A 13,744-nucleotide genomic window follows, 5' to 3' on the forward strand; every position below is an offset into this window, starting at 1 on the left:
CGCCAGCATGTCGACCCGAGCGTTGGGGGCTACTCCCCTTCGATGCCGCTCACTTTGCCCCAGCTCAACGCCATTGTCAATTAGTTGCGCAACTATCAGAGTGAAAGTCACACCCGAGGGAGGAAGAATCATCCCGCGATGACCGAAACCACCCACGGCGGTGACGAGCCCACCCGCCCCCAGCTGCAGTCGGCCGCGGCGACGTTCGCCCTGCTCGCGGCCCCCACCCGGCTGCACGTGGTGTGGCTGCTGGCCCGGCACGAGTACGACGTCGGCACGCTGGCCGACCGGATCGGCACGACCGTCGCCGCGGTCAGTCAGCACTTGGCCAAACTGCGGCTCGCCGGCCTGGTCGCCGCCCGCCGCGACGGCCGCCGCCAGATCTACGCGGTCGAGGACCCGCACGTGCTCACCCTGGTCGAACAGATCTTCGAACACATCGCCCCGGACGGCACCCTCGCGCCCGACCCGCCCACCCCCCGCCACCCCAGCCGTTAGGTCGTGTCTCGGAGTCCCCGTTCGATGAGAGTCGGGATCGGGGTGGTTCTTGGCGTCGCCGCAGGAGCGCCCTCATACCGGGTTGTATTCGGGCGTTTCGGCGGTGGCGCCAAGGACCACCCCGGCCCGGCTATCGCGGACGGGGACTCCGAGACACGACCTAAGACCGGGGTGCCACCGCCCGGCGCGGCAGCGGGCTGGAGTACACCACGCTCGTGGTCACCGACCCGAGCCCGCTGATCCGGCCGGTCGTCTCCTCCAGGTGCCGCATCGACCGGGCCAGCACCTTCAACACGAAACAGTCCTCGCCGGTCACGTGGTGCGCCTCGACGATCTCCGGCGTGGTCGCCAGCAACTCGTGGAACGGCTTGTAGTAGCCGGTCGGGTACCGCAACCGGACCAACGCCATGATCGTGAACCCCAGGTTCTCGGCGTCCACCACCGCGGTGTACCCGCGGATGATGCCCGCCTGCTCCAGCCGACGCACCCGCTCGGTCACCGCGCTCGGCGACATCGACACCGCCTTCGCCAGCTCCGCGTAGCTCATCCGACCGTCACGCTGCAGCTCGGCCAGGATCCGCCAGTCCGTGGCGTCCGGGATTTCATCGGCCATACGACATGACTACCGGGGAAACACCGGCCGTTCAACCCGAACGCCACTGGCCTTGAGTTCCCCCTCGGGTGCTGCCCTCATACGGTTTCCCCATGTCGATCGAGTTCTTCGCCCAGCGCCTCCGGTTGCAGACCGACCCGTCCGACGTCAACGCCGCCCTGGCCGCCGGCACTCGGTTCGTCCTGGTCGACAGCCGCGGCGAACCAGGCTGGCGGCAGGGCCACATCCCGGGCGCCCTGCACCTGCCCACCGCCGAGATCCCGGTGCGCGCCGCCGCCCTCGTCGACCCGGGCACCCCGGTCGTCACCTACTGCTGGGGACCCGGCTGCAACGGCGCCACCCGGGCCGCGCTGGCGTTCGCCGAACTGGGCTACGAGGTCAAGGAAATGCTGGGCGGCATCGAATACTGGACCCGCGAAGGATTCCCCGTGGAGACGTCTGTGGGGGTCACCAGCCAGCCGGCCGACCCACTGACGGCCCCCGCGCACGCCATCACGTGTGACTGCTGACCGCGCGGTCGGCGGTCCGGCTGATCCCGTCCACCAACGTCGGCCACACCTCCCGAGGCAGGTCATGCCCCATACCGGGGACGACGATCAGCTCGGCGCCGGGGATCGCCCGTGCGGTCGCCCGGCCACCGGACACATGCACCAACGGATCCGCCTTGCCGTGCACCACCAACGCCGGGATCCGCAACCCGCGCAGCCCCGCGGTCCGATCCGACGCCGAGGTCACCGCGACCAACTGACGCAACGTGCCCGCCCGGTTCACCCCACGGTCGAACGTGGCGCCGCTGCGCTCCCGCAACCTGGCCTCGTCGAACGGGAAACCCGGCGACCCGATCCGCCGGAACATCGCCGTCGCCAGCTCGATGTACCCGGCCCGGTCGGTCGCGCCCCGCCCCAGCACCAACGGCAGCACCCGCGGACTCGGCCACCCCACCAGCCGGCCACCGGTCGTCGACATGACCGACACCAGCGACCGGACCCGCCCCGGATGCCTGATCGCCAGGGTCTGCGCGATCATCCCGCCCAACGACGCGCCCGTCACGTGCGCCGACCCGACCTCCAGGTGATCCAACAGTCCAGCCGCGTCCCCGGCCATGTCCGCCAACGAATACGGCGGCCGCGCCCCCAGATACGACCCCACCAACGACGCACGGCCGGACATCGACTGCGACCGCCCACAGTCCCGGTTGTCGAACCGGATCACCCAGAACCCCCGGTCGGCCAGCAGCCGGCACAGCTGGTCGTCCCACCAGATCAGCGGCCCACCCAGCCCCATGACCAGCAGCAACGGCCGACCCGCCGGGTCACCGATCGTCTCGTAACAGATCCGTACCCCGTTGACGTCCGCCATCCGCTCGCCCATCCACCGATTATCAGGCCAGTTCAACGGGCGCACTATTCTGCGGGCACATTGTCGGATGCCGCGGGTGGCCGGAAGTTGCCGACCTTAATTGTCAGTACATGAAGCCGAGCTCGCACGCGACCGCCCTCCCTGCGATCCGTGCAGCGCCACGTCAAAGCAGGCCACCGAACTGCTGTCCAGCCCCCCGACGCGGCTAAAACGCCAGGTCAGCAGCGCCGGGGCTACTCTGCACTTGGCCGTAGCTATAGGAATCCGGAGCCTTCACGGGCCGACGCCTGCTTGTCGGCGGGAGGCGGCGGCCTCCTCGCGAGCTGCCACGGCCTCGTCACGAGCCGACGCTGCCTCGTCCCGGGCGGCCGCCGTGTCTTTGCGGGCGGCCGCTGTTTCCTCACGGACGGCGGCTGTTTCTCGCCGTGCTGCGGCTGCTTCTTCGCGTGCCACGGTCGTTTCTTCGCGTGCCGCAGTGGTTTCCTCGCGCGCGGTGGTGGTCTCGGCGCGTGCTCGCTCCTCTTCGCGGCGCGCCGCAGCCGAGTCCTCCTGAGCCCGCCGCGCTACCTCCTCGGCCAACCGCGCCGCGTCGCCCGCCAGCCGAGCCCGCTGCTCAGCGCCCGCTACCTGCGCCTCCGCCAACACCTTGGCCGCCTCCGCCCGATCCGCAACAGCCAACGCCTCAGCCAACTGCCTCGTCGTGTCCTGCTGAACGGCCGTCACCTCCCGCAACTCCCGCCGCGCGACCGCCAACTGATCCAACGCCTCCCGTTGCCCCTGCTCGGCCAGCGTCGCCCGCGTCTCAGCCTGGCCACGTGCCCGCTCATGCTCGGCGGTCTGCTCCCACGCGGTCTTGCGGACCTGCTCGACTTCCTTGGCCGCGTCCTCAGCAGCCCGTTCAGCCACAACCCGCCGCTGCTGATCCTTCAACGCCGCCGCCGCGGCCTCCACCCGAGCCCGCTCAGCGTCGTCCGCGGCGCGCTCAGCCCGCTCCACCTTCACCAACGCGGCCGCCGTCTCCGCCCGATCAGCCACCGCCCGCGCCACCGCCCCCACATCCAACTCATCCCACCGCCGCCGAACCTCCGCCAACTCGGCCAACGCGGCATCTATCACCTCCCGCGTCCGCCCACCCAACTCCCGCAACACCACCAGCGGCTCCTCAACCCCCACCGCCTCCAACGCCCGCCGCCGCCGAGAAGCCTCATCAGCATGCCCCTTACAGCAGTACCGAACCGGCTTCCCACCCTTCAACCGCCCCCGCTCATCGCGCGCAGGCGCCGGCAACGCGTTCGAACACCCATCCAACGAGCAAACCCCGTGCTCACTACCAGCCTCAGTCACTCAACCAGCATATCTCACTCGCTTACGCATACGCGTAACTAGTAAGGCGTTTCGCGCACGAGAAATCAAGCAGCGGACGGGATACAGTGATAATGACTGTTATCACGGATGCTGTGCAGTGATGTGACGGGACGAGCTGTGACACGCACGCGAAATGTCAGTGGATCCGCACGTGCGATGTCAGTGACCGATTCAGGTGGGTTGACCTGCGGCGATGGCCGCAGGCGGCCGTTTTCGGCCTTGGCGAGGTGAGGACTGCGGCCAGGCGGGTTCGACGCCTCTGCGGCCCTGTCAGCGCATTTTGCCTGGTCAGGCCGGACATGCCAGGGCGTCAAAGTTGACCAGCGAAGCCAATCGGGTGGGTGGCGCGCTGTCGGGGGCCCGTGAGGACCGGCACTGCCGTGGTGAGCGACGGGTACCCCACCAGTGCGCCCATGACGGTCTGGGCGGTGAACCGGCAACAATGTCGCGAGCCACGTGGCCGTCTCGCCCGCCAGAACGGGCACGCGCAGCGCCAGCATCCCCATCGCCTGTACGGCCACCAGATGTTCCGGGACGTCCGTCGCTTGGGCGAACCGGTCGGGCAGAGGTCACGCTTATGAGAGACGAGACCGAACCCCACGGCTGACACGGGAGTCCGCAGGCAGCCGTGATGTGTAAAGCGAACAATGTCGACGCCTGCCGTTACCGTTCCGCGCTGTGTCGGATCAGGTGGCAAGGTATTGGGTCGCGCAGTATGTGCGGGATCTGTCGGAGCACACCGAGAAGGCGTACCGAACTGGCTTGATCGCGGTGCCCACGTTGATCGCTGAGGCGCTTGGGTGCTGCGGAGATGGCGCCGGTGGCGGGATTGACGCGGTGCGGTCGGGAATTAGTCTCGAACTGAACCATTGGAGTCGAATGTAACAATGGGACGTTCCTGGCGCGATACCGACTTGAGGACTGTATCTCGGGGGAGAGATATGTTGGAAGTCAAGTCTGATCCAGAAGAACCGATTGGCGTACACGCGGTCAGAACCCGCCAGGAGTTCGCTCAACAACTGACGCTGCTTCGCGAACGTGCCAGCTTGACGGTTCGAGATGTGGCCAGGGCGGTGGGGATTCCGCCCAGCACGGCGGGCGGGTATTTCAGCGGCCGCAACCTGCCGCCGGCGAAGCCGCACAGCGTACTCCACGAGCTTCTGCGTGTGTGTGGCGTCACGAGTCAGGCCGAGCTCGATGCCTGGCATCAGGCGTTGCTTCGGGTACGCCGCGTTCCTGGTCCAAGACCGGGTCACGCCCCCGCTCCGTATCGCGGATTGGAGCCTTTCCAGCCTGAGCATGTGGGCTGGTTCCACGGCCGGGAGAAGCTGACCCAAGCGCTGGCAGACCTGGTGACGCGCCAGTATCCCGGTGGTGGTCCGGTGATGGTCGTAGGCTCGTCAGGAGCCGGAAAGTCGTCACTGCTCCGAGCCGGCCTGATCCCGATCCTCAGCCAAGGCGAGACTGGATCACGAGCCTGGAAACTGGTGCTGTGCACACCTGGTGCGCATCCGATGGCCGAATGGGAGCGACGGCTCGACACGACTGGTGATCATCTGTTGATCGTGGTCGACCAGTTCGAGGAACTGTTCACCCTGTGTACCGACCACGACGAGCGGACGGCTTTCATCAAGTCCTTGGTCGCTGTCGCGCGGAGAACGACGCCGGCCGCTTCGGTGGTGCTCGGGATGCGTGCCGATTTCTACGCCCACGCCTCCGGATACCCGGATCTCGTCGAGGCGTTGCAGAACGCCCAGATCGTGGTGGGGCCGATGGACCGGACAGAACTACGCCGCGCCATCGTCGAACCTGCTCGGTCGGCCAATCTGGACGTCGATGGTGGCTTGGTCGAACTTCTTCTGCGAGAACTGGAACCGGGGCAGCCCGGCTCCGGAGCCCAGGCGTACGAGGCCGGCACCCTGCCGTTGCTGTCGCATGCCCTGCACATGACATGGAAACGCGCCCGTGGCGGCGTTCTGACCATTGAGGACTACACCGCAACCGGCGGTATCCGGGACGCGATCGCGGCGACGGCCGAGACCGTGTTCACCGACCTGAACGAATCCCAACGAGACATAGCCCGCCGGTTGTTCCTGCGTCTCGTTCATCTCGGCGACCAGACAACCGACACCCGCCGACGCGTCTCCCACCCCGAGATCCTGCCGGAAGGCCGCAACAACGAAGGCATCGCCGTCGGCGAGGTCCTCGATCTGTTCGTCGATCAGCGCTTGATCACTACGGACACGAACAGCGTGTATCTCGCGCATGAAGCGCTGCTGACCGCATGGCCGCGGCTGCGCGGCTGGATCGAGGCTGACCGTGCGGGGCTGCGTACCCACGGCCGTCTCGCCCGGGACGCCCATGCCTGGCAGGATTCCGGCCGTGACCCGAGCGGGTTGTACCGAGGTAGCCGGCTGGCCGTTGCCCAGGAATGGACGTCCGAGCTCGAGCATCGCGCAGATCTCAATACGCTTGAACGAGAATTCCTTGACTCCGCGGCCAACCAGGAACACGCCGAACAGCGGGCCCGTCGCCGTCGCATAAGTGTTCTGCGCCGCCTAATCGTCGTCCTTGCCATCCTTGTCGTCATCGCCAGCGTTCTTACCGTGGTCGTGTTCCGTCAACGGTCCGACGCTCTCGCCGAACGAGATATGGCGATCTCCCGACAGCTCGCTACCGCGGCCAACCAGTTGTGGGATCACGATGTCTCGCTCGCCATGCAACTGGCATTGGCCGCCTACCGGATCAGCCCGACACTGGAAGCCCGCAGCGCTTTGCTCGACGCCACCGCCACCACACCCGCGACCCGGATCCTCGGTTCAGAAGGCGCGTCGCAAAGCGTCGCGTTCACACCCAACGGGCAGATCCTAGCCGCAGCGAACGCAGACCACACGATACGACTGTGGCGGCTGGATGGACACAGCCACGTGACACCACTCGGCACACCGATCGCAGCCGCCTCCAGCACGATCTTCACGGTCACGTTCGACCGAACCGGGACACTGCTCGCCGTGGGAGGTGGAGACAAGACGGTCCGGCTGTGGAACGTCACCCACCCGGACCACCCGACCCTCACAGGCACACCGCTCACGGACGCCACAAACACCATCTACTCTGTCACGTTCAGTCCCAACGGTCACACGCTGGCGGCCGCCAGCGCCGACAAGACAATCCACCTGTGGGACGTCACCGATCCGAACCGCCCTGTGGTGCTTCCCGTCCTGACCGGGTTCACCGATTTCGCGTACTCTGTCGCGTTCAGCCAGGACGGCCACACCTTGGCCGCCGGCAGCGCCGACGGCACAGTCAGGCTGTGGGACATCAGCAACCCGACTCAACCCTCACCGGCTGGCCCAGTTCTCACCGGCCCGACAAGGAAAGTGTTCACCGTCGCGTTCACCCCGGACGGCAACACCCTCGCCGCGGGTAGCGCGGACAAGAACATCTACCTCTGGGACGTCACCCACCGAGACGCACCAATCACCTTGGGCATGCCACTGACCGGCGCGACAAGCTGGATCAACACGCTTGCGTTCAGCCAGGACGGCCGCACCTTGGCCGCCGGCAGCTCTGACAACACCGTACGACTCTGGAACCTGACGAGCCGAACTGTCGAACGCGTCCTTCCGCATCCCGGACCGGTTACCGCCATCGCCTTCGCCGACAACATGCTCGCCACCACCGACGCCGACGGCACCATCCGAATCTGGGATCTACCCGGCTCGGTCGCCACCGACTCGGCCGACACCGTCCTGAACACCCAGTTCACGCCCAACGGACAAGTCCTTGTCACGGGCAGTGGCCTCACCGACGGGAAATTCAGGTTGTGGGACGTGACCCAACGCCCACGGCTACTCGGCCAGCCGAATGCCTCCCCGGTACCAGCCAACCGATTCAACGGCATGACCGCGCTCAGCGGTGATGGCCGCACACTGGCCACCGGTAGCATCAACGGACGAGTACAACTGTGGGACATCCAGAATCCGCAACACCCGGTACCCATCGGCGAACCACTGACCGGCCCCACCGCGGCATCGGCTTCCCTGGCCTTCAGCTCGGACGGCCACCTACTCGCAGCCAGCGGCGAAGAGAACATAGTGTGGTTGTGGGACGTCACCGACAAAGCACACCCGCGTCCGCTACACCCATTGACAGGCCCGAGTAACTACGTGCCCTCAGTGGCCTTCAGTCCGGACGGCCACACTCTGGCCGCCGGCAGTGTGGACAAAAACGTCTGGCTCTGGGACGTGACCAATCCCGACGAACCCACCCACCTGGCGACCCTCAGCGGTCCCACCAACTATGTTTCATCGGTCGCGTTCAGTCACAACGGTCACACGCTGGCCGTCGGCAGCGCCGACAAAAAAGTCAGACTCTGGGACGTGACAAACAACGCCCACCCCGAGCCACTGGGGCAGCCATTGACCGGTCCGGGCAACTATGTGTACTCGGTGGCATTCAGCGCTGAAGACCACATATTGGCCGCCGCCAGTGCCGACAAGACGATCTGGCTCTGGGACACGACAAACCAGCGACGCCCTGGCCTGTTCGCCACGCTCAACGCCTCAGCCGGGCCCGTACATTCAGCAACATTCAGCCCCAACAGTCGCATCATCGCTGCTGGCGGCACCGATCGAACTGTCCGACTCTGGGCCATCGACCCTCAGCTTGCGAGCGAATACATCTGTTCCGCCGCCGGTGACCCCATCACACTCGCCGAATGGACACAGTACGTTCACGACCTCCCCTACCGCCCCATCTGCTGACAAACCCAAGACCTCGGCGGCGTCAACCAGACAGCGTCACCTGTCCGAGAGCGTACGAGCCGTGTACGAGGCTGTACGGACATCTGCCTGAGCCTTGCCACCGCAAACCGGCGTCCCGTCTACTGGGCTTGTCGTCAACGAGTCGAACCTGTGATTTCTCTGGGGGTATCACAGGCGACGGACGAAATAAGGATGGGGCCTGGCCAATCCCCTGTCACCACGGCTAGACCTGTCGCTACAGGGCGCGGACACGCGGTGGAATCCGCGCCACGATTAGCAACCCACCGGAACAGCTGGGAATAGGAAAGTGGGAGAGCCACGCGTTCACAGGAGGGAGCGAGGCTTGGAGCACTGTTCGTGAAGTACTGTTCGGAAGCCGGGACGCTCACCGGTTTTGGCTGGTACGACGCATAGTTCACGACAACCAAAGGTGGCCCAGACCATGTGATCTGGGCCACCTGAACACTTCCGGGTGATGGTGACCCGTGAAGCGCCGCGGATCTGCTCGCCACCTAGGTGCGGGATGGCCGCTGCTGGGGCGAGATCAGTTGGCGGGCTTGCCGAACCAGCGGGCGAGGTGGTCGTCCAGGTCTTGTTGATCGTCGCCGATCCAGGCGACGTGGCCGTCGGGGCGCAGCAGGACGCACGGAACATCCAGTACCGCAGTGGGATCCGCGAGGTAGTCGACCCGGTCTGACCAGCCGCCGACAGTCAGGCGTTCGGTGCGGTCCAGCAGCAGGCCGCAGCCGCGATGCAGCAGGTCGTAGAGGTGGCCCTGTTTCACGTCGATGTCGCGCAGGCGGCGGCCGAGCAGGTCGGGGCCCGCGCCGAAGTCGTAGCGGATGCCGATCGCGGTGATCTTCTCGATCAGGTAGCGGTTCACCTCGTCGAAGTCCATCAGTTCGGTGAGCAGCCTGCGCACGGCCTGCGGGCCCGGTTCGGTGGACGACAGCGCCATCTGGGCGCGGGTGTTGTCCAGCACGTCCTCGGCGACCGGACGGCGTTCGGTCTGGTAGGTGTCCAGCAGTGGTTCCGGCGCCCAGCCGCGGATCTGTGCGGCCAGTTTCCAGCCGAGGTTGAACGCGTCCTGAACGCCCAGGTTCAGGCCTTGGCCACCGGCGGGCGGGTGGATGTGCGCGGCATCGCCGGCCAGCAGCACCCGCCCGACCCGATACCGCTCGGCCAGCCGGGTGGCGTCGCCGAAACGGGACAACCAGCGCGGGGAGTGCACGCCGAAATCGGTTCCGGCGATGGCACGCAACTGCTGTTTGAAATCCTCGAGGGTGGGCTCCGCGCGATCCTCGCTGACTCCCGCGACGGGGACCACGACGCGATAGACACCTTCGCCGAAGGGCCCGAGACTGAACACCTTGTTGGTCTCACGGATTTCGGCCACCTTGGCGGCGATCTCCTCCTGCGGCACACCCACTTCCATCTCGCCCATCAGCGTCTCGGTCCGCGAGGGCTCGCCGGGGAAGCCGACGCCGAGCAGTTTGCGCACCGTACTGCGCCCGCCGTCACAGCCGACGAGGTAGCGCGACCGCAGCTGTTCGCCGTCGGCCAGCTCGACGGTCACACCCTCGTCGTCCTGCTCGAAATCGGCCACCGCGCAACCGCGCCGGACCTGCGCACCCAGTTCGATCGCGTGTTCTTCGAGCAGGTGAACGATGACCGGCTGCCGGATGCCCAGCAAATAGGCGTGCGCGGAATCCAGGCCCTCGGGCGCGGGTTTGGCGATAGCGGCGAAGAAACCGCCGGCCGGACGCTGTCTTCCGTGTTCGAGAACGCGCTCGAGCAGTCCGCGCATTGCCATCAGCTCGATACTGCGAATATGCAGACCGACTATGCGGACGAACGATACGGGCTCGGTGTCCTTCTCCAGGACGAGTACCCGCACATCATGCAGCCGCAGTTCGGCGGCCAGCATCGCACCTGTCGGTCCGCACCCGGCAATGATCACGTCGAACATGAGCATAGGTGTTTGCCTTTCGGGAGTGCCTTGTTGGCGAGGCGCTCCCGGCGACACCTACGTCAATCGCCCGACCGTGACGGTAAGGGGAGCACCCACTTCGATACAGCGTTCATGGGTCTCACCTCCTCGGGCGGTGTCGCGGTCAACGGCAAGCTACAAGCCTGGGCATCATCCCGTCCAATCCTTTCCGAACGGGCTACCGCAGTTGGTCGCGGCGGCGGATCAGATAGGCGGTCTCGGCGGTGTTGCCCGCCAGGTCGATGGCTTTGTCGTAGGCCGCGCGGGAGTCGTGACTGCGGCCCAGCCGGCGCAGCAGGTCGGCGCGGGTGGCGTGGTAGGCGTGATAGCCGGACAACCTGTCGTCAAGACGGTCGACGGTCGCCAGTGCCACCTCCGGCCCGTCGATCTCGGCGACCGCGATAGCCCGGTTGAGGGCGATGATCGGCGTGGGCTCAAGGCGGACGAGCTGGTCGTAGAGGGCGAGGACCTGCGACCAGTCGGTGTCGCGCATGTCGCGGGCGGAAGTGTGCACGGCGTTGATCGCGGCGAGGATCTGGTAACGACCCGGAGCCACCCCAGCGGCGAGGCGCTCGCGCACCAGCCGGTGACCTTCGGCGATCAGCGCCGCGTCCCAGGCGCCACGGTCCTGCTCGTCGAGGGCGACCAGTTCGCCGTTGGCCGAGACCCGGGCGGGGTGGCGGGCCTCGATGAGGAGCATCAGCGCCAGCAGCCCGGCCACCTCACCGTCGTCCGGCAGCAGGGCACGGATCAGGCGGGCGAGCCGGATCGCCTCGGCGGTCAGGTCGTGCCGCACCGGATCGGTGTCCGGGCCGGTCGCCAGGTAACCCTCGTTGAACACGAGAAACAGGACGGTGAGCACGCCGGCGACGCGGGTCGGGAGATCCTCGGCGGCCGGCACCCGATAGGGGATACGAGCCGCCTTGATCTTGGCCTTCGCGCGGGTGATCCGCTGCCCCATGGCACTCTCGGCGACCAGGAAGGCGCGGGCGATCTCGGGCACGGTCAGACCGCCGACCATGCGCAGCGTCAGCGCCACGCGGGTATCCATCGCCAGCGCCGGGTGACAACAGGTGAAGATCAGCCGAAGCCGGTCGTCGTCGATGGCGCCGAGAGGCTCGGGCGGGTCGTCGTCGTACACCATCTGAGCCTCCTTGTGCTTGTCGTCGCGTTTGTTCTCGCGCCGGATCCGGTCGATGGCTTTGTGGTTGGCGGTGGTGGTCAGCCAGGCGCCGGGGTTGGGGGGTACGCCGTCGGCCGGCCACCGTTCGACGGCGGTCGTGAACGCCTCGGCGGCCGCTTCCTCGGCGATGTCGAGGTCGCCGAAGCGCCTGGTCAGGGCGGCCACCACCCGTGCCCACTCGTCGTGGTGGGCCCGGGTGACCGCCTCGCGGACGTCGGTCACGCTCACAGGTCCTGGAACGGCCGCACCTCGATCTTCCGATCGCAGACCTTCGACGCCTCGGTGGCGAGCTTGAGCGCCACGTCCAGATCGGGGGCCTCCCACACCCAGACGCCGGCGAGGTACTCCTTCGACTCCACGAACGGACCGTCGCTGAACACCGCCTGCTCGCCCCGGTTGTCGATGACCGTGGCCGCGTCGGTGTCCGCGAGTCCGCCCGCGAACACCCAGTAGCCCTCGGCGATCAGTCGTTCGTTGAACGCGCTGATGGCAGGCTGCCGGTCGGTGCTGCCGGGATTGCTCTTGTCATCGATCACGGAAACCAGATACCGCATCTGAAGATCCTCTCCTGTGGTGTCAAGACAGCGTGGTTTGGGTGGTCAAGGACTTCAGGCCGGTGGCGCATACCGCGGGCGCCCGGCCGGCCGGTAGACCTGGATCGTCACGCCCTTCGAGTCGACCCGCGACTCGAGCAGCTCAAGCGCGAGATCCGGACCGGTCTCCGGGAACAGTCGCGCGCCCTGGCCGAGGATCACCGGGATCACGACCAAAATCATCTCGTCGACCAGATCGTTCGCCAACAGCCACCGGATCAGGGCGCCACTGCCGTGCACCTGCAGCTCACCCCCTGGCTTGGCCTTCAGCTCACCGATGGCCGACGCAAGGTCGTCGGGCAGGACGGTGGTGCCCGACCACGTCGGATCGGCGAGCGTGGTCGACGCCACGTACTTGGGCTGGGTGTTCAGCGCCCGCAGGACGGGCTCCCAGCCAGGGACATCCTGGAGCGTCAAGGACCCCCACGAGCCGGCGAACAGCTCGTAGGTCCGCCGGCCGAACAGGAACGCGTCGGCGCGCTCGTAGGTCTGGTTGAGGTACGTCCTGGTCTCGTTGTCGCCCTTCCCCCGGGCCCATCCGCCGCGCTCGAAGCCGTTCCTGCGGTCATCCGACGTGGCGCCGTTTCCCTGCATCACTCCATCGAGGGTGACCTGAGTCATGGTCGTCAGTTTCACGATCGCGGTTCCTTACCTTGGCGCCGCCCCTCGTGGGCGGCCTCACCCCTGCTACGAACACCACCGCCCCGATCCGACACCGCCTCCGGATTTTCTTTGAGGGAACTTTGGTCAGCGGGGTTGGCGTAGTCCTGCGACGAGGAGTTCGACCAGTTGGCGTGCGTCGTAGCGGGGGTCGCTGTCGGCGCCTATGCAGAGGTTTCCGACGCCGCGCATGAGTTGGTAGGCGCTGAGGTCGGGGCGGATCTCACCGGAGGCGGCGGCAGCGTCGAGGAGTTGGGTGCACACCGGCAGGAGGCGGTCGAGGAAGTAGGCGTGCAGCGTTTCGAAGCCGGCATGGTCGGACTGCAGTGCGACCGCGAGGCCATGTTTGGTGACCAGGAAGTCGACGAAGAGGTCGACCCACCGGCCGAGGGCGACGTGCGGTGTCGGGCTGGTTGCCAGCAGGGCCGGGCCGGCTTCGGCGCAGGCGTCGACCTGGTGGCGGTAGACGGCGATGACGAGATCCGCCCGGGTGGGGAAATGGCGGTAGATCGTGGCCGTTCCGACGCCGGCCTTGGCCGCGATGTCGCGTACCGGCGCTTCTACGCCTGCCGTGATGAAGATCGCGGCGGCCGCGTCGAGCAGGGTTTCCTTGTTACGCCGGGCGTCCGCTCGTTTGGGCCGGTCGCAGTCGTTCACCGCGCACCTCCTCCAGTTGCCGGGTTTGCTAACCGGGACATGGTTCCGTATCGTTAAACG

Annotated in this window: 11 protein-coding genes; 3 read left to right on the top strand and 8 right to left on the bottom strand. The window is 66.8% G+C overall.

What is annotated here, in order from left to right; all coding sequences use genetic code 11:
- Positions 1-138 precede the first annotated feature (138 nt).
- Positions 139-498 (top strand): ArsR/SmtB family transcription factor, encoded by a 360-nt coding sequence (locus EV192_RS17135; protein ID WP_132116340.1) that lies wholly within the window; start codon positions 139-141, stop codon positions 496-498.
- A 160-nt stretch (positions 499-658) separates the two neighbouring features.
- On the opposite strand, the gene EV192_RS17140 is transcribed toward EV192_RS17135, so the two are convergent.
- Positions 659-1,111 (bottom strand): Lrp/AsnC family transcriptional regulator, encoded by a 453-nt coding sequence (locus EV192_RS17140; protein WP_132116342.1) that lies wholly within the window; start codon positions 1,109-1,111, stop codon positions 659-661.
- A gap of 92 nt (positions 1,112-1,203) precedes the next feature.
- Between EV192_RS17140 and EV192_RS17145 the strand changes: the two genes are divergently transcribed.
- The gene (locus tag EV192_RS17145) at positions 1,204-1,620 is read left to right on the top strand and encodes a rhodanese-like domain-containing protein (RefSeq protein ID WP_132116344.1); all 417 of its coding nucleotides are present in this window, start codon (positions 1,204-1,206) and stop codon (positions 1,618-1,620) included.
- Here EV192_RS17145 and EV192_RS17150 read toward each other — a convergent pair.
- The gene (locus EV192_RS17150) at positions 1,604-2,482 is read right to left on the bottom strand and encodes an alpha/beta fold hydrolase (RefSeq protein ID WP_132116346.1); all 879 of its coding nucleotides are present in this window, start codon (positions 2,480-2,482) and stop codon (positions 1,604-1,606) included. The genes EV192_RS17145 and EV192_RS17150 overlap by 17 nt on opposite strands.
- 261 nt (positions 2,483-2,743) lie before the next feature.
- Positions 2,744-3,643 (bottom strand): hypothetical protein, encoded by a 900-nt coding sequence (locus tag EV192_RS17155; protein ID WP_132116348.1) that lies wholly within the window; start codon positions 3,641-3,643, stop codon positions 2,744-2,746.
- Positions 3,644-4,776: 1,133 nt separating this feature from the next.
- Here EV192_RS17155 and EV192_RS17160 point away from each other — a divergent pair.
- The gene (locus EV192_RS17160) at positions 4,777-8,601 is read left to right on the top strand and encodes an nSTAND1 domain-containing NTPase (RefSeq protein ID WP_165960426.1); all 3,825 of its coding nucleotides are present in this window, start codon (positions 4,777-4,779) and stop codon (positions 8,599-8,601) included.
- Between the two features lie 544 nt (positions 8,602-9,145).
- On the opposite strand, the gene rox is transcribed toward EV192_RS17160, so the two are convergent.
- From rox to EV192_RS17185, 5 genes are all read right to left on the bottom strand, one after another.
- Entirely contained in the window at positions 9,146-10,570 is a 1,425-nt protein-coding gene (gene rox / locus EV192_RS17165; protein WP_132116352.1) for a rifampin monooxygenase, read from the bottom strand.
- A gap of 199 nt (positions 10,571-10,769) precedes the next feature.
- A complete protein-coding gene (locus EV192_RS17170) occupies positions 10,770-11,996 on the bottom strand; it encodes an RNA polymerase sigma factor (protein ID WP_132116354.1) in 1,227 nt (408 codons plus the stop codon).
- A gap of 2 nt (positions 11,997-11,998) precedes the next feature.
- Positions 11,999-12,328, bottom strand: coding sequence for a YciI family protein (locus EV192_RS17175; protein ID WP_132116356.1), 330 nt, complete (start codon positions 12,326-12,328; stop codon positions 11,999-12,001).
- A gap of 54 nt (positions 12,329-12,382) precedes the next feature.
- Complete coding sequence (locus tag EV192_RS17180) at positions 12,383-13,003, bottom strand: dihydrofolate reductase family protein (RefSeq protein ID WP_132116358.1); 621 nt, start codon at positions 13,001-13,003, stop codon at positions 12,383-12,385.
- Positions 13,004-13,114: 111 nt separating this feature from the next.
- Positions 13,115-13,684, bottom strand: coding sequence for a TetR/AcrR family transcriptional regulator (locus tag EV192_RS17185; protein WP_243726890.1), 570 nt, complete (start codon positions 13,682-13,684; stop codon positions 13,115-13,117).
- Between the last annotated feature and the right edge of the window lie 60 nt (positions 13,685-13,744).

The organism is Actinocrispum wychmicini (genome assembly GCF_004345645.1).
GTDB lineage: Bacteria > Actinomycetota > Actinomycetes > Mycobacteriales > Pseudonocardiaceae > Kibdelosporangium > Kibdelosporangium wychmicini.

Bases quoted from the DNA above. Each gene is read 5' to 3' on its own strand.
- EV192_RS17135 (WP_132116340.1), top strand. From the start codon at position 139: ATGACCGAAACCACCCACGGCGGTGACGAGCCCACCCGCCCCCAGCTG.
- EV192_RS17140 (WP_132116342.1), bottom strand. From the start codon at position 1,111: ATGGCCGATGAAATCCCGGACGCCACGGACTGGCGGATCCTGGCCGAG.
- EV192_RS17145 (WP_132116344.1), top strand. From the start codon at position 1,204: ATGTCGATCGAGTTCTTCGCCCAGCGCCTCCGGTTGCAGACCGACCCG.
- EV192_RS17150 (WP_132116346.1), bottom strand. From the start codon at position 2,482: ATGGGCGAGCGGATGGCGGACGTCAACGGGGTACGGATCTGTTACGAG.
- EV192_RS17160 (WP_165960426.1), top strand. From the start codon at position 4,777: ATGTTGGAAGTCAAGTCTGATCCAGAAGAACCGATTGGCGTACACGCG.
- rox (WP_132116352.1), bottom strand. From the start codon at position 10,570: ATGTTCGACGTGATCATTGCCGGGTGCGGACCGACAGGTGCGATGCTG.
- EV192_RS17175 (WP_132116356.1), bottom strand. From the start codon at position 12,328: ATGCGGTATCTGGTTTCCGTGATCGATGACAAGAGCAATCCCGGCAGC.